The following is a 14,584-nucleotide window of genomic DNA, read 5'->3' on the forward strand; positions in this document are numbered from 1 at the left end:
GTGGTCATGGACCCCCGCTTGAGTGCTTTTCTGGAGCGTGCCGAAACGGTACTGGCGCGCCTCGAACCCCTGCTGCCCGCGCCGCGTCCCAGCATCGACTGGCATCACTGCCTGGCCGCACGCTGGCAGCGCGATGCGCGCAGCGGCTACCTGCTGCCCCTGGAGGTCAGCCTGGACATCCGCCTGAGCGACCTGATCGGGGTCGACAAGCAACGTGAACAGCTGGGCCGCAATACCCACCAGTTCATCGAAGGCCTGCCGGCCAACCATGCGCTGCTCTGGGGCTCGCGCGGTACGGGCAAGTCCTCGCTGGTGCGCGCCTTGCTGGCCGAGCACGCCGGCGCCGGGCTGCGCCTGATCGAGATCGAGCGCGACCACCTGGCCGACCTGCCACGGGTGGTCGAACAGCTGCAGCAGCTTCCCCAGCGTTTCATCCTGTTCTGCGACGACCTCTCGTTCGAAGCGGGCGAGGGCGATTACCGGGTGCTCAAGAGCGTGCTCGACGGTTCGCTGGAGCAGGCCCCCGACAATGTGCTGCTGTACGCCACCTCGAACCGTCGCCACCTGGTGCCCGAGAAGCAGAGTGACAACGAGCACTGGAAGATGATCGACGGCGAACTGCACCCCAACGAGGCGGTGGAAGACAAGATCGCCCTGTCGGACCGGTTTGGCCTGTGGCTCTCCTTCTACCCCTTCAGCCAGGCCCACTACCTGGACGTGGTCGAGCACTGGATCGACCAGCTGGCCCGAGCGGCCGGCCTGACCTGGCAGCGCGACGAAGCGCTGGAAACCGAGGCCGTGCGCTGGGCGACCGGTCGCGGCAACCGTAATGGCCGCTGTGCCTACCAGTTCGCCCGCTACTGGGTCGGGCTGCACTTGCTGGAGCAACACCCATGATCGATCTCGATGCCAGTGGCAAAGGCCTGGACGGCTACGACCTGCTGGTCGCGCAGGTGCGCGCCCTGTTCGCCGACGAACGCGACTTCATCGCCAATGCCGCCCAGCTGTCGGCGTTTCTCTACCATCAGGTGGATGATCTCAATTGGGCCGGCTTCTACCTGGTGCGTGACGAGCAGCTGGTGCTCGGCCCGTTCCAGGGGCAGGTCGCCTGTGTGCGCATCCCGTTCGGCAAAGGGGTCTGCGGCGCGGCGGCCGCCACGCAGCAGACCCAGCGCGTCGAAGACGTCCATGCCTTCCCGGGGCACATCGCCTGCGACAGCGCCTCCAACAGCGAACTGGTGATCCCGTTGGTCAAGGACGGTCGCCTGATCGGCGTGCTGGACCTGGACAGCCCACGCCTGGCGCGTTTTGGCGTCGAGGACCAGCACGGCCTGGAGCGGTTGGCCGCGGCGTTTCTCGAGCTGACCGACTGCTGAGTGCCCGTCGGGTCCTGGCAGGGGCAGGGTGACGCCTGGCCCCTGTCAGGCATGAGGTGCCTGCGCTCTTGCGCTCAATGCCGCCAGAACGCAGGCATGCACAGCACCAGCACGGTGATGATCTCCAGACGTCCGAGCAGCATCCCGCCGGCCAGGATCCACTTGGCCGCATCTGGCAGGGTCGAGAAGTTGCCCGCCGGGCCAATGACTTCGCCCAACCCCGGCCCGACCCCTGACACGGTGCTCGCCGCACCCGTCAGCGCCGTCATCCAGTCCAGGCCCAGCAACGACAGCGACAGCGCGATCAGGCAGATGGTGATGGCGAAGAAGAACGAGAACGTCAGGATCGAGCGCACGATTTCTTCGTCGAGCCGATGACCGTTGTACTTCTGCTTGATCACGGCGCGCGGGTGGATCAACTGGTTGAGGTTGGCCTTGAGCAGGATGTAGGCCACCTGGAAGCGGAAGATCTTGATCCCGCCGGCGGTGGAGCCGGAGCAGCCGCCGATGAAGCCCAGGTAGAAGAAGAACATCAGCGAGAAGTTGCCCCACAGGCTGTAGTCGCCCAGGGCGAAGCCCGTGGTGGTGACCACCGAGGTGACGTTCAGCGCCACGTGGCGAAAGGCGTCCGTCCAAGGCAGGTCGGTGGTCAGCCAGTACCAGGTGCCCAGCACGATCCAGGTGGCGACCAGCAGCACCAGCAGGCCCTGCACCTGCTGGTCGCGGACCAGCGCGCCACGATTGCCGCGCAGGGCGGCCACGTACAAGGTGAAGGGCAGGCTGCCCAGGATCATCACCACCACCGCGACCCAGTGCACCGCCGGGATGTCCCATTTGGCCAGGGACAGGTCGGAGGTGGAGAAGCCCCCGGTGGAGATGGCCGACATGGCATGATTGATGGCATCGAACAGGCTCATGCCCGCCCACCAGAACGCCAGGCTGCCGAGCACGGTAATACCCACGTAGACCAGCACGATGGACTTGGCGACCATGTGCGAGCGCGGCATGACCTTCTCGGAGCGGTCGGACGACTCGGTCTGGAACAGGCGCATGCCCCCGATGCGCAGCAGGGGCAGGATCGCCACGGCCATGGCGATGAAGCCGATGCCGCCGAGCCAGTGCAGCATCGATCGCCACATCAGGATCCCCGGTGACATGTCGTCCAGCCCGCTGAGGACGGTGGAGCCGGTGGCCGTGATCCCCGACATGCTTTCGAAGAAGGCGTTGGTGTAGCTGATGTGCTGGGTGAAGAGGAACGGCAGTGCGGCGAACACGCACACCACCACCCAGCTGCAGACCGTGAGCAGGTACATGTCCCGAGGCCGCAGGTGCACCTGCTCCGGCCGACCTTGCGCGAGCATCGCCAGGCCGGCTGCGAGGGTGATCAGGCTGGCCCAGCCGAAGGACGGCAGGTCGTCGGTACGGTCGAAGATCAGCAGGGTGGCCATGGGCACGAGCATGCTCACGGCCAGGGTCACCAGGAAGATGCCGATGATGAACGCGATGATCCGGAGGGTCGGCAACGCCATGGCTGGGGCTCTGAGTCGAAACGGAGGGGCGCCATTTTCGGGGCAGCGGGGGCGAGCTGCAAGTGGGATGTTCGAAGGCGAGCTGCAGGCCACACGCTGCAAGCGGACAGTGGTGCGGTGGGTCAGGTGCCAACAGGACACCGAGGCGGCGCTGACGCTCTGACTTGCAGCACGCAGCTTGCAGCTTGCAGCTTGCAGCTTGAGAATGCCCCTCATCTATCCATGACCAGGAGAAAGCCGATGGAGGCTCTCGATGCATTGCTCAATCGCGTGTCTGTGGCGCGTCTGACCGAACCGGCGCCCAATACTGCACAACGTGAAGCGCTGTTTCAGGCCGCCTTGCGCGCGCCGGATCACGGCCAGCTGCGGCCTTGGCGCTTCTTGACCATCGAAGGAACGGCGCGCGAGCGGCTGGGCGAGCTGTATGCCGAGGCCGTGCAGCTCAAGGGCGATGCCAGCCAGGCGGCCCTGGACAAGGCCCGCGCCATGCCGCTGCGGGCCCCGATGATCATCGTGGTGATCGCCTGCCTGAAGGAACACCCCAAGGTGCCTCTCGTCGAGCAACGGCTGGCGGCCGGCTGCGCGGCCCATGGCATCCTGCTTGCCGCCCATGCGCAAGGGATAGGGGCATTGTGGCGTACCGGCGACATGGCGTTCGATGCCCACGTGGCCAAGGGCCTGGGTCTGCAGGACCACGAAGAGCTGCTGGGCTACCTGTACGTCGGCACGCCCGCGAACGAGCCACGTACCGCGCCAGTGCTGGCGACCGAAGATTTCGTCGCTTCGTGGGGGTGACTCCCAGGTGGTGGTGACAAGGCGGCGCAGTCTGCGCTGTGCGGTACACCCTGCGCCACAGCGATCGCGGGTCCATGGGCCCTGCAGGTCAGGCCTTTCAACGTCTTTGCCCAGCGCGATGTGGACCCCATCGCTGATCTGGCAGAGCGGCTCAAGCCCGTTCTCATAAACATAGAGTAAATTATTGATTTAAAAGTAATTAATTATAGGGCTTTGTGGGCCCTGCGGGCCCAATCGCGGCACAGGGGCCGCTCCCACAGGGGACCGCGACTGCCTGCGATGCCGTGGTGCGGCTACGGTGTAGGAGCGGCCCCTGCCGGAGCGCCGGACCGGCCGCGATGGACCGCAAAGCGGTCCCAGAAATCGATCAGCGACACGGCATCTGAGCACTGCCAGCTATCGCCAGGTTCTCTGCGCGACAGCGCGGCGCCAAGGCGGCGGGCGGACTCCCACAGGATGGACTGCGTTTGCCTGTATCAAGCCGATCAGTCTGTGGATACAACGATGGCCCTGTCGTGGGGCTTTTTCCAAAGAGGTTGAAAGGCCTGGCCCTGCGGGCCCACGAAGCCATCCATGCGTTCTTTCCATCACCCCCCGGTCAACCCGCCACTACCGGCTCGGCCGGCAGCACCAACCGTGCCTCGAAGCCGCCCTGTGCATGGTTCGACAGCTCGAGCACCCCACCATGGCGCTCCACCGCCTTGCGCGCGATGGCCAGCCCCAGCCCATGACCGGCAGCCGTCTGGCCCGGTGCCCGGTAGAAGGGTTCACCCAGCTGGGCCAGGTGTTCCGGCGCGATACCTGGCCCGTGGTCACGCACACTGATCACGACGCCACGCGCATCCTGCGCGGCCAGCAGCTCGATGAGCTTGCCTTGGGGATTGAAGCGCAAGGCATTGCGCACCAGATTGTCCACCGCGCGTTCGATCAGTGTCGGCCAGCCCTGCAGGCTTACGCCCGGTTCGACCTCACAGCGGATGGTCTGCTCCGGAACAGCCAGTTGAGCGTCCTTGCACACGCCGCCCAGCAACACGGGCAGATCGACCGGTTCAGGATGCGCCTGCTCGGCATCGACACGCGCCAGTTCGAGAATTTCGCTGATCAGGCCCTCCAGTCGGTCGCATTCGCGCGTCAGGCGTGGCCAGAGCGCTGCGCGTTGTGCCGGTTCGGCGCGCTCGGCCAGGGCCAGTGCCACGCGCAGACGGGCCAGAGGGGAGCGAAGCTCGTGCGACACATCACGCAGCAATTGCCGTTGGCTGCCGATCAAGCTCTGTAGCCGCGCGCCCATCTTGTTGAAGTCGGTGGCCAGGACACCGAATTCATCACGTCGATCAGCCAGCCGCGCCAGGCTGTTCTGCTGATAGCTGGTCTGGCCCAGGTCATGCACCGCACCGCGCAGACGGCTCAAGGGGCGCGTGATCGACAGCGTCACCAGCAGGCTGAACAACGTCAGCACCACCAGCGCGATGCCCAGGGCGCTCAGTGGCCAGAGCAGGCTGTCACGGTGCCAGGCGTCGAGCTCAGGATGGGGGATGCGATAGATCAGCAGGTAGGTCTGGCCGCTGTGTGGGCTGGTGTACTCCTCGGTCAGCCGGCGCCAGGGCAGGGGGCGTTCATCGTTGGTCTGCCGTGCCTCGAAGTCCGCCGCGCGCCGCGGGAACGTCCCGGGCACCACCGCCTGGCCACTTTCGTCCAGTACCTGCACGTCGACTTTGTAGCGCTGCTTGCGCTGCTCGAGGAAACGTTGCGCAGGCGCCAGGCCCTCTTGCTCGTAATGCTGCGCCCATTGGCTGGCCAGGGTGTTCAAGCCGGGGTGACGACTGAGGATCCAGGCATCCTGGTTGAGCATGTGGCCCAGCAGTATCGACAGCCCCGCGACCAGGGTGATGGCCAGCCAGAAACTGGCCAGGATTCGCCAGAACAATGAGCGCACGCTCACACCTCCCCTACGAAAAAAAGCCCGACCCACCAAAGGCGGGTCGGGCGGTCAACGACAGCTTACTGGGCCTTCTTGGCTTTTTCAGCTTTCCAGGTCTGGAATTCCTGCCACTCGGCCTTGCGGGCGGCGCGTTCCTTTTCCATGTCGTCGAACTTCTTCTGCTGTTCTGGCTTGAGCAGCGCGCGGATGGCGGTCTGGCTCTTCTCGCGGTTGGCCTTGATGTCGTCCTGCATGGCCTTCTTGTCCGCAGCGGACAGCTTGTCCAGGTAGCGGTCGGTGATGTCGTGACGTGCCTTCATCTGGTCGCGCATCAGGGTATCCACCTGGTGACGCTGTTCCGGCGTCAGGTCGAGCTGGGCGAACGGCGCGCCACCACGGTGAGGCGGGCCGTCATGACGCGGGCCGCCTTCTGGCATGGCCATGGCCACGGTCGGCAGCGCGGCGGCGAACAGCAGGGCGGTCAGGGTCTTGCGCATGGTGTCTCTCCTCTCATGGGCCGGTGATTACCGGATGAGCCCAGTCTAGGGAAGACAAGGTCAAGGGCGGTCAGGGGTCGGTAAAGGATTGGTAAAGCAAGGGGGCGATAGAGGCCGACCAGGCGATACCTGCATCGCGGGCAAGCCCGCACACAGGGGGCTGCGCTTGATCATGAGATCGAGCTGGCGCTAGGACGCGCAACAGTCTTGACGAGACGCCGGGCCGGTCGTGGTCGGGCTTGAAGGGCTGATGCAGTCGGCCAGGCGGGCCTCAACTGGCTGTCTGGCATCAGCCAGGATGTGAGCCTTTCACGCCTCTCGCCTCCCAGCGCTTGCCGCTCAGAGGCTGTAGTAGTACCCCCGGCTGCGCAAGGCGACGATCCGCGGGCGGCCGTCGGCATGGGGGCCGACCTTTCTGCGCAGGTTGCTGACGTGCATGTCCAGGCTGCGGTCGTACAGCGTCAGCTTGCGTCCCAGGGCCAGTTGCGCCAGTTCCTGCTTGTCCAGGGGCTCGCCCGGCTGGCGCAGCAGAGCCTCGAGGATTCGGCTTTCCGACAGGGTCAGGGTCATCTCCCGGCCCTCGATCGCCACGACGCCGCGTGCCGGGCTGAAGGCCAGGTCGCCGATCGCCAGCTGCGTCGTCGGGGTGCCCGGGTGGCTGCGGCGCAGCACGGCCCGCAGACGTGCCGTCAGTTCACGAGGATCGCAGGGTTTGGCCAGGTAGTCGTCGGCGCCCAGCTCCAGGCCCAGGATGCGGTCCAGAGGTTCGCCCCGCGCCGAAAGCATGAGGACCGGCAGCTCGGCATGCTCGGTACGCAGCTGCTTGAGCAGTTCCAGGCCGCTGCCATCAGGCAACATGACGTCCAGCACCACGGCTGCAGGCGGCTGCTCGGCCAGGGCCTGACGCGCGCTGTGCCCGTCATGGCAGGCGCGCACGTCGAAGCCTTCCTGGCTCAGCCAGCTGCTCAGCAGCTCGCAGAGCTCCTGGTCATCGTCAATCAGTAACAGCTCACTCATGACTCACTCGAGACGAAGGGCGGCCAAAGGCAGCCGCCACGGGTAATCAGGGCAGGACGTGCTTGAAGGGCTTGACCACGACCTGATCGTAGACACCCGCCGCCACGTAGGGGTCGGCGTCGGCCCAGGCCTGGGCCGCGGTCAGCGAGTCGAACTCGGCGACGACCAGGCTGCCGGTGAAGCCGGCCGGGCCCGGGTCGTTGCTGTCGATGGCCGGGTGCGGCCCGGCCAGCACCAGGCGACCTTCGGTCTTGAGCTGCTGCAGGCGCTCGAGGTGGGCAGGGCGCGTGGCCAGGCGCTTGTCCAGGGAACCTTCGGTGTCGCGAGCGATGATGGCGTAGAGCATGTCAATCCTTGTGCTGGGTGGAGGAAGGCGGAGTGGGCGTCTCGTTGTCGCGCAGGTGGCGCGACAGGTAGAGCCCCTGGGCGACCATGAACAGGACGGTCAGGCCCAGGCTGCCGAAGACCTTGAAGTCGACCCAGAAACGTTCGAAGGTGAAGGCCACGAACAGGTTGGCCGCGCCGCAGAACACGAAGAACACCACCCAGGCCAGGTTCAGCCGCACCCAGATCGGGTTCGGCAGGTTCAGGGCATGACCCATGAAGCGCTTGACCAGCACACGATCGCCGACGAAGTGACTGCCCAGAAACGCCAGGGCGAACAGCCAGTTGACCACCGGCGCCTTCCACTTGAGGAAGGTTTCGCTGTGGAAGGCCAGGGTCAGCCCGCCGAACACCAGACAGGCGACGAGCGTCAGCCACTGGCCTTTCTCGAGCCTGCGCTGGCGCAGGAACAGCACGCCATATACCACCACGGAGCTGAGGATCAGCACCTTGGTCGCGCTGTAGATGCCGCCGAGTTCGAAGGCATGACCGCCGACGTCGACCAGACGAGGGTCGAGCTTGTAGACGATGAAGAACAGCAGCAGCGGTATGAAATCGATGAATTGTTTCACGGTGGCAGCCAGAAGCGAGAGGTGGCGGCATAATAACAAACATCGAATACGACGAAAGCGTTCCCCTATGAATGTTGATCTGCACTGCCACAGCACGGCATCCGACGGCGCGCTCACGCCCACGGCGTTGGTCGCGCGGGCGCACGCGCACGGCGTGCACACGCTGGCGCTCACCGACCACGACACCCTCGACGGCCTGGTCGAGGCCCGCGAGGCCTGCCAGGCCCGGGGCATGCGCTGGGTCAGCGGCGTGGAACTGTCCTGCACCTGGGGTGGCGCGACCATCCATGTGCTGGGCTACGACTTCGCCCTGGATGCGCCGCCACTGCTCGAGGCGGTGCAGGCGCTGCACAAGGGGCGCTGGCTGCGCGCCGAAGAGATCGACCGACGGCTGGCAGCCAAGGGCATGCCCGGTGCCCTGGAGGGCGCACGTGCCCTGCAGCAGGCGCTGGGCGACAGCGACAACGCCCCGGCTCGGCCGCACTTCGCCGAGTTCCTGGTCCAGGCCGGGCACGTCAAGGACCGCGGCGAGGCCTTTCGCAAGTGGCTGGGGGCCGGCAAGCTGGGCGACGTCAAGCTGCATTGGCCGACCCTGGATGAAACCGTCCAGACCCTGCGCCGGTCCAACGCATGGGTCAGCCTGGCGCACCCGATGCATTACGACCTGACGCGCAGCAAGCGTCGTCGCCTGATCGCCGACTATCTGCAGGCCGGCGGTCAGGCATTGGAAGTGGTCAACGGGATGATGCCGGCCGAGCAGGTCGGCACGCTGTCCATTCTCACCCGCGAGTTCGGTCTGCTGGCAAGCGCTGGCAGCGACTTCCACGGCCCCGGCGCCTGGGGCGAGATCGGCGCCTATCGGCCAGTGCCCGAGGACCTGCCACCGTTGTGGCGTCGATTCCGACATGAACAGCCAACTGCGCTATGAACAGGACAACGACGTGAGCCAATTTTTCCAGATCCATCCGGAAAACCCTCAGCCGCGGTTGATCCGCCAGGCTGTGGACATCATCCGCAAGGGCGGGGTGGTGGTGTACCCGACCGATTCGGCCTACGCCCTGGGTTGCCAGATCGGCGACAAGGCGGCGATCGAGCGGGTCCGGCGCCTGCGCCAGCTCGACAAGAACCACAATTTCACCCTGATGTGTTGCGACATGTCCCAGCTGGGCCTGTACGCCAAGGTCGACACGCGCCTGTTCCGCCTGCTCAAGGCCCATGTGCCAGGCCCCTACACCTTCATCCTCAACGGCACCCGCGAAGTGCCGCGCCTGCTGTTGCACGAGAAGCGCCGTACCATCGGCCTGCGGGTGCCGGACCATGCGATCACCCTGGCGCTGCTGGCCGAGCTGGGCGAGCCGCTGATGAGCGTGAGCCTGATCCTGCCGGGCGATGACGAGCCCATGACCGATCCCTACGAGATCCGGCAGCGTCTGGAACACCACGTCGACCTGATCATCGATGGCGGTTTCGGCGACCTGAAAGCCTCCACCGTGATCAGCCTGGTCGACGACGAGCCGGAAGTGCTCCGGGTGGGCTGTGGCGATCCCGAACCGTTCCTGGCGCCTGCATGACCGAGGTGCCTGATCGCGAGAGCGAAACGCAGCACCTGGCACGCCCGGCGCCCTCGCCGCTGGTCTATGGCCAGGCGCTGACCGAGCTGCCCGTCGACCTGTACATCCCGCCGGATGCGCTGGAAATCTTCCTGGACGCCTTCGAGGGACCGCTCGACCTGCTGCTGTACCTGATTCGCAAGCAGAACATCGATATCCTCGACATCCCGGTGGCCGAGATCACGCGCCAGTACATGGGCTACGTCGAGCTGATGAAGAGCGTGCGCCTGGAGCTGGCCGCCGAGTACCTGGTCATGGCCGCCATGCTCGCCGAAATCAAGTCGCGCATGCTGTTGCCCCGGGCAGTCGTGGCCGAAGAGGAAGAGGGGGATCCGCGCGCCGAACTGATCCGCCGCCTGCAGGAGTACGAACGTTTCAAGACGGCGGCCGAAGACCTCGACCGCCTGAGCCGGGTAGGGCGCGACATCGTCGTGCCACGTCTGGAGGCACCCCAGGCCAAGGTGCGCAAGGTGCTGCCCCAGGTGTTGCTGGAGGAGGTGCTGCTGTCGATGGCCGAGGTCATACGCCGCAACGACCTGTTCGAAAGCCACCAGATCAGTCGCGAGACCCTGTCCACCCGCGAACGCATGACCGAAGTGCTCGAACGCCTCAGGGGCCAGGGCTTCGTCCCCTTCGCCACGCTGTTCGGCGCTGCCGAGGGCAAGCTGGGCGTGGTGGTGACGTTCATGGCGGTGCTCGAGCTGGTAAAGGAATCCCTGGTCGAACTCGTGCAGAATGAACCCTTCGCCCCCATCCACGTGCGCGTGCGCGCCGAGTGATCCACGAGCCAAGCCTTGCCCCATGAACCTCAATGAACCACGCGACCTGGCGTCGCTGATCGAAGCCTTCCTGCTCGCCTCGGGCAAGCCGCAATCGCTCGAACGGCTGTACGAACTGTTCGAGGAGGCCGAGCGACCTGCGCCGGCCGTCTTCAAGAAAGCCCTGGACGTGCTGGGCAAGTCCTGCGCAGGCCGGGCGTTCGAACTCAAGGAAGTGGCGTCCGGCTACCGCCTGCAGATTCGCGAGACGTACGGCCCCTGGGTCGGTCGCCTCTGGGAAGAGCGCCCGCAGCGCTATTCACGGGCCTTGCTCGAGACGCTGGCGCTGATCGCCTACCGCCAGCCGGTGACCCGGGGCGAGATCGAAGAGGTGCGCGGTGTGGCGGTGAACAGCAACATCACCCGCACGCTGCTCGAGCGCGAGTGGATCCGGGTGGTCGGGCACCGTGACGTGCCAGGTCGTCCGGCCATGTTCGCCACCACCAAGGCGTTTCTCGACCACTTCAACCTCAAGAGCCTCGACGAGCTGCCGGCATTGGCCGAGTTGCGCGAGATGGAGCCTGAGCCGGCCTTCGACGATGACGACGCCCCGGTGCCGATCCACCTGCAGGCGCTGGCCGATGCCAGCCTCGGGGACGAGCCCCAGGCCGAGGAGGACGCGCCGGAAGAAACCAGCTTCCGCTCGTTGCTGGTGGAGCTCGATGCCATGGAAGACGGGCTGAAGACCGACTTCGACGACCTGCCGCTTCCCGAGGAGGGTGACGAAGAGGCGAGCGAGTCGGCGGCGGTCGAGGCCTTGGACGCCGAGCAGACCTCACCGCGCGACTAGCCCTGCCGCCATCGGGCGGAAAGTGCAGGGGTGTGCCCGAAAAGTGATCGGTCGGGTCGTGCATGCCTGTCAGGAAGGGCGTATGATGCGCGCCCGCTCGACGCGTTCGACGTCGACACTGGTTTGACTGCATACACCGGGAGGTGCCCAGAATGAGTGACAACGACCTGCAAGAAACCCCATTGACCCCACCCGCTGGCGAGAAGCTGCAAAAGGTGCTGGCGCGCATCGGCGTCGGTTCGCGGCGTGACGTCGAGGCCTGGATCGGCCAAGGCCGGATCAAGGTCAACGGCGTGGTGGCCACCCTCGGCCAGCGCGTCGACCTGCATGACGCCATCGCCGTGGATGGCAAGCTGATCAAGCGTGAAGAGTCCGCCGAATCGGTTCGTCGGGTCATCATGTACAACAAGCCCGATGGCGAGATCTGCACCCGCGACGACCCGGAAGGGCGCCCGACCGTGTTCGATCGCCTGCCGCGCCCCAAAGAGGGCCGCTGGATCAACATCGGCCGTCTGGACATCAACACCACCGGCTTGCTGCTGTTCACCACCGATGGCGAACTGGCCAACCGCCTGATGCACCCGTCCTACGAGATGGACCGCGAGTACGCGGTGCGTGTCCGGGGCGAGGTCGATGACGACATGGTCCAGCGCCTCACCGACGGCGTCATGCTCGAGGACGGGCCGGCCAAGTTCACCGACATCCAGAAGGCGCCGGGTGGCGAAGGCTTCAACCACTGGTTCCACTGCGTGGTGATGGAAGGCCGCAACCGGGAAGTTCGTCGCCTTTGGGAATCCCAGGGCGTGGTGGTCAGCCGCCTCAAGCGCGTGCGCTTCGGCCCGGTATTCCTCAATTCGGACCTGCCGATGGGGCGCTGGCGCGAAATGACCCAGGGCGAGATCGACATCCTCGCTGCCGAAGTCGGGTTGCAGCCGGTGGCGTTGCCGGCACTGAACCTCAAGGCCAAGGACAAGCTCGAGCGTCTGCAGCGCAAGTCCACCCGGCCCATGGGGCGCAACGAGCGCGTGCGTTCCCTGCGCCCGGCCCAGGACGCCAGCCCGACGGCCGAACGTCCGGCGCGCCAGCCGCGCGAGGATGCACCGCGCAAGGGCGGCCGTGGCAGCAGCACCGTGGCCGAGCGACCGAGCGACATGCGCAAGCGTCCGGGTCGTCCGGACGGTAGTCGCACCGACGGCGGCAAGCCTTCGGGCGGTGGTCGCGGCGACGGTGGCAAGCCTTCGGGTGGTGGTCGCGGCAAGCCGCGCGGCTGAGTCATGCCGGGCAGTCGGGGCCACGTCGTGGCCCCCTCGCGGGCAAGCCCCCACAGGGGACTGCGGCTGCCTGTACCACAGTGGTGGGTGTAGGAGCGGTCCCTGCCGGGGCGCCGGACCGGCCGCGATTAGGCCTGAAAGGCTCACCTTTGTCACTTGGCAGAAGCCATAGAATCTCCCACAGGGTAAGTGCACGTTCCTGCCTGTGGGCAGGCTGCATGGGCCTTTGTGGGAGCGGGCTTGCCCGCGATAGCGTCCTGTCCCTCGCCGCGCCTTGAACCGCCAGCTCCTGTGGCAAAAGCACCTTTCCTGCGCCAGATGCCTCCCCTGGCGAGCGCAATCTCGACGAAATGTCTGATTTTCATCGAGAAAATGCCTGCCGCGTTGACGCTCTCGGTAACCTGGGGGTATACAATGCGCCGCGTTTTACCTGTGACCTCCCTCGCATATCGCGCTTTCCCGTCACCCTCGTCTTCGTGTCGCCCGGCCTTGGCCTGGGCCAGTCGACAGGCCCGGGAACCCAAGGTGCCTCACCTTGCCCATTCCGCCACGCCCTGCGCGCGGTGGGTCCGATTTCGTCACAGCTAGCAACAGGCAGGTGACCTCGTTCATGAGTGGACCACACACATCCTCCGGCGAATTCAAGCGTGGCTTGAAGAATCGCCACATCCAGCTCATCGCCCTGGGCGGCGCCATCGGCACGGGCCTGTTTCTCGGCTCGGCCGGGGTGATGAAGTCCGCCGGGCCGTCGATGATCCTCGGTTATGCACTGTGCGGTTTTATCGCGTTCATGATCATGCGCCAACTGGGCGAAATGATCGTCGAGGAGCCGGTGGCCGGTTCCTTCAGCCATTTCGCCCACCAGTACTGGGGCGGTTTCGCCGGCTTCCTGTCGGGCTGGAACTGCTGGGTGCTGTACATCCTGGTGGGCATGTCCGAGCTGTCCGCCGTCGGCAAGTACGTGCACTACTGGTGGCCGGAGATCCCGACCTGGGTGACGGCCGCGGCGTTCTTCGTGCTGATCAATGCGATCAACCTGACCAACGTCAAGGTCTTCGGCGAGACCGAATTCTGGTTCGCCATCATCAAGGTCATGGCCATCGTCGGCATGATCGCCCTGGGCAGCTACCTGCTGGTCAGCGGCAACGGCGGGCCCGATGCCTCGGTCAGCAACCTGTGGAGCCACGGCGGGTTCTTCCCCAACGGGGTCAGCGGGCTGGTGATGGCCTTGGCGATCATCATGTTCTCGTTCGGTGGGCTGGAGATGCTCGGCTTCACGGCGGCTGAAGCCGATCAGCCCAAGACGGTGATCCCCAAGGCGATCAACCAGGTCATCTACCGGATCCTGATCTTCTACATCGGCGCCCTGGTGATCCTGTTGTCGCTGACGCCATGGGACGGCCTGGTCAAGAGCATCGACGCCGCCGGTGGCAGCTATGGCAGCAGCCCGTTCGTGCAGGTGTTCTCGCTGCTGGGCAGCAACGTGGCGGCGCACCTGCTCAACTTCGTCGTGCTCACGGCCGCGCTGTCGGTGTACAACAGCGGCACCTACTGCAACGCACGCATGCTCTACGGCATGGCCGAGCAGGGTGACGCCCCGGCCAGTCTGGCCCGGGTCGACCGGCGCGGTGTACCCGTGCGCGCGATCCTGGTGTCAGCCGCCGTCACGGTGGTGGCGGTGCTGCTCAATTACCTGATGCCGCAGGATGCCCTGGAGCTGCTGATGTCGCTGGTGGTCGCCACGCTGGTGATCAACTGGGCGATGATCAGCTACTCGCACCTGAAATTCCGCCAGCACCTGAACCGCACCGGCCAGACGCCGTTGTTCAAGGCACTGTGGTACCCCTACGGCAACTACCTGTGCCTGGCCTTCGTGGTGCTCATCCTGGGGATCATGCTGCAGATTCCGGGCATCAACGTGTCGGTCTACGCAATCCCGGTGTGGCTGGCAGTGATGTTCGGGCTGTACTGGCTCAAGACGCGCCGCTGACGAGCAGGGGCCCTGGC

Annotated in this window: 15 protein-coding genes; 9 read left to right on the forward strand and 6 right to left on the reverse strand. The window is 65.7% G+C overall.

The window, feature by feature from the left end; translation table 11 throughout:
* Positions 1-6 precede the first annotated feature (6 nt).
* Both G7Z99_RS00350 and G7Z99_RS00355 read left to right on the forward strand, forming a co-directional pair.
* On the forward strand, positions 7-897 hold the full coding sequence (locus G7Z99_RS00350; RefSeq protein ID WP_181090974.1) for an ATP-binding protein: 891 nt from the start codon (positions 7-9) through the stop codon (positions 895-897).
* A complete protein-coding gene (locus G7Z99_RS00355) occupies positions 894-1,376 on the forward strand; it encodes a GAF domain-containing protein (RefSeq protein WP_181090975.1) in 483 nt (160 codons plus the stop codon). The genes G7Z99_RS00350 and G7Z99_RS00355 overlap by 4 nt, the downstream gene beginning before the upstream one ends.
* Positions 1,377-1,450: 74 nt before the next feature.
* Here G7Z99_RS00355 and G7Z99_RS00360 read toward each other — a convergent pair whose 3' ends face one another.
* Positions 1,451-2,905: a TrkH family potassium uptake protein gene (locus G7Z99_RS00360; protein ID WP_181090977.1), complete on the reverse strand. Its 1,455-nt coding sequence runs from the start codon at positions 2,903-2,905 to the stop codon at positions 1,451-1,453.
* Between the two features lie 240 nt (positions 2,906-3,145).
* Between G7Z99_RS00360 and G7Z99_RS00365 the strand changes: the two genes are divergently transcribed.
* Positions 3,146-3,700, forward strand: a complete 555-nt coding sequence (locus tag G7Z99_RS00365) for a nitroreductase family protein (RefSeq protein WP_181090979.1) — start codon at positions 3,146-3,148, stop codon at positions 3,698-3,700.
* A 598-nt stretch (positions 3,701-4,298) separates the two neighbouring features.
* Here G7Z99_RS00365 and G7Z99_RS00370 read toward each other — a convergent pair.
* The 5 genes from G7Z99_RS00370 to G7Z99_RS00390 all read right to left on the reverse strand — a co-directional run bounded on the left by G7Z99_RS00370 (position 4,299) and on the right by G7Z99_RS00390 (position 8,088).
* Positions 4,299-5,639 (reverse strand): sensor histidine kinase, encoded by a 1,341-nt coding sequence (locus tag G7Z99_RS00370; RefSeq protein WP_181090981.1) that lies wholly within the window; start codon positions 5,637-5,639, stop codon positions 4,299-4,301.
* A 59-nt stretch (positions 5,640-5,698) separates the two neighbouring features.
* Positions 5,699-6,115 (reverse strand): Spy/CpxP family protein refolding chaperone, encoded by a 417-nt coding sequence (locus tag G7Z99_RS00375; RefSeq protein WP_181090983.1) that lies wholly within the window; start codon positions 6,113-6,115, stop codon positions 5,699-5,701.
* 339 nt (positions 6,116-6,454) lie between these two features.
* The gene (locus G7Z99_RS00380) at positions 6,455-7,132 is read right to left on the reverse strand and encodes a response regulator transcription factor (protein WP_181090985.1); all 678 of its coding nucleotides are present in this window, start codon (positions 7,130-7,132) and stop codon (positions 6,455-6,457) included.
* 46 nt (positions 7,133-7,178) lie between these two features.
* The gene (locus tag G7Z99_RS00385; RefSeq protein ID WP_181090987.1) at positions 7,179-7,478 is read right to left on the reverse strand and encodes a YciI family protein; all 300 of its coding nucleotides are present in this window, start codon (positions 7,476-7,478) and stop codon (positions 7,179-7,181) included.
* A 1-nt stretch (position 7,479) separates the two neighbouring features.
* On the reverse strand, positions 7,480-8,088 hold the full coding sequence (locus G7Z99_RS00390) for a septation protein A (RefSeq protein WP_181090989.1): 609 nt from the start codon (positions 8,086-8,088) through the stop codon (positions 7,480-7,482).
* 67 nt (positions 8,089-8,155) lie between these two features.
* On the opposite strand from G7Z99_RS00390, the gene G7Z99_RS00395 reads away from it, so the two are divergent.
* The 6 genes from G7Z99_RS00395 (at position 8,156) to G7Z99_RS00420 (ending at position 14,567) form a co-directional block, all read left to right on the forward strand.
* On the forward strand, positions 8,156-9,016 hold the full coding sequence (locus tag G7Z99_RS00395) for a PHP domain-containing protein (RefSeq protein WP_181090991.1): 861 nt from the start codon (positions 8,156-8,158) through the stop codon (positions 9,014-9,016).
* Positions 9,017-9,029: 13 nt separating this feature from the next.
* On the forward strand, positions 9,030-9,659 hold the full coding sequence (locus G7Z99_RS00400; protein WP_308812268.1) for an L-threonylcarbamoyladenylate synthase: 630 nt from the start codon (positions 9,030-9,032) through the stop codon (positions 9,657-9,659).
* Positions 9,660-9,778: 119 nt separating this feature from the next.
* Positions 9,779-10,477 (forward strand): segregation and condensation protein A, encoded by a 699-nt coding sequence (locus G7Z99_RS00405; protein WP_181091459.1) that lies wholly within the window; start codon positions 9,779-9,781, stop codon positions 10,475-10,477.
* A gap of 22 nt (positions 10,478-10,499) precedes the next feature.
* The gene (gene scpB / locus G7Z99_RS00410; protein ID WP_181090995.1) at positions 10,500-11,306 is read left to right on the forward strand and encodes an SMC-Scp complex subunit ScpB; all 807 of its coding nucleotides are present in this window, start codon (positions 10,500-10,502) and stop codon (positions 11,304-11,306) included.
* A gap of 152 nt (positions 11,307-11,458) precedes the next feature.
* Positions 11,459-12,577 (forward strand): 23S rRNA pseudouridine(2605) synthase RluB, encoded by a 1,119-nt coding sequence (rluB, locus tag G7Z99_RS00415; protein WP_181090997.1) that lies wholly within the window; start codon positions 11,459-11,461, stop codon positions 12,575-12,577.
* A gap of 610 nt (positions 12,578-13,187) precedes the next feature.
* Positions 13,188-14,567 (forward strand): amino acid permease, encoded by a 1,380-nt coding sequence (locus G7Z99_RS00420; protein WP_181090999.1) that lies wholly within the window; start codon positions 13,188-13,190, stop codon positions 14,565-14,567.
* Positions 14,568-14,584 lie beyond the last annotated feature (17 nt).

Source organism: Pseudomonas entomophila (assembly GCF_013523165.1).
Taxonomy (GTDB): Bacteria; Pseudomonadota; Gammaproteobacteria; order Pseudomonadales; family Pseudomonadaceae; genus Aquipseudomonas; species Aquipseudomonas entomophila_A.

What these genes read in the sequence shown, in the direction of transcription:
- G7Z99_RS00350 (WP_181090974.1), top strand. Translation starts at nt 7, where the DNA reads ATGGACCCCCGCTTGAGTGCTTTTCTGGAGCGTGCCGAAACGGTACTG.
- G7Z99_RS00355 (WP_181090975.1), top strand. Translation starts at nt 894, where the DNA reads ATGATCGATCTCGATGCCAGTGGCAAAGGCCTGGACGGCTACGACCTG.
- G7Z99_RS00360 (WP_181090977.1), bottom strand. Translation starts at nt 2,905, where the DNA reads ATGGCGTTGCCGACCCTCCGGATCATCGCGTTCATCATCGGCATCTTC.
- G7Z99_RS00365 (WP_181090979.1), top strand. Translation starts at nt 3,146, where the DNA reads ATGGAGGCTCTCGATGCATTGCTCAATCGCGTGTCTGTGGCGCGTCTG.
- G7Z99_RS00375 (WP_181090983.1), bottom strand. Translation starts at nt 6,115, where the DNA reads ATGCGCAAGACCCTGACCGCCCTGCTGTTCGCCGCCGCGCTGCCGACC.
- G7Z99_RS00380 (WP_181090985.1), bottom strand. Translation starts at nt 7,132, where the DNA reads ATGAGTGAGCTGTTACTGATTGACGATGACCAGGAGCTCTGCGAGCTG.
- G7Z99_RS00385 (WP_181090987.1), bottom strand. Translation starts at nt 7,478, where the DNA reads ATGCTCTACGCCATCATCGCTCGCGACACCGAAGGTTCCCTGGACAAG.
- G7Z99_RS00395 (WP_181090991.1), top strand. Translation starts at nt 8,156, where the DNA reads ATGAATGTTGATCTGCACTGCCACAGCACGGCATCCGACGGCGCGCTC.
- scpB (WP_181090995.1), top strand. Translation starts at nt 10,500, where the DNA reads ATGAACCTCAATGAACCACGCGACCTGGCGTCGCTGATCGAAGCCTTC.
- rluB (WP_181090997.1), top strand. Translation starts at nt 11,459, where the DNA reads ATGAGTGACAACGACCTGCAAGAAACCCCATTGACCCCACCCGCTGGC.
- G7Z99_RS00420 (WP_181090999.1), top strand. Translation starts at nt 13,188, where the DNA reads ATGAGTGGACCACACACATCCTCCGGCGAATTCAAGCGTGGCTTGAAG.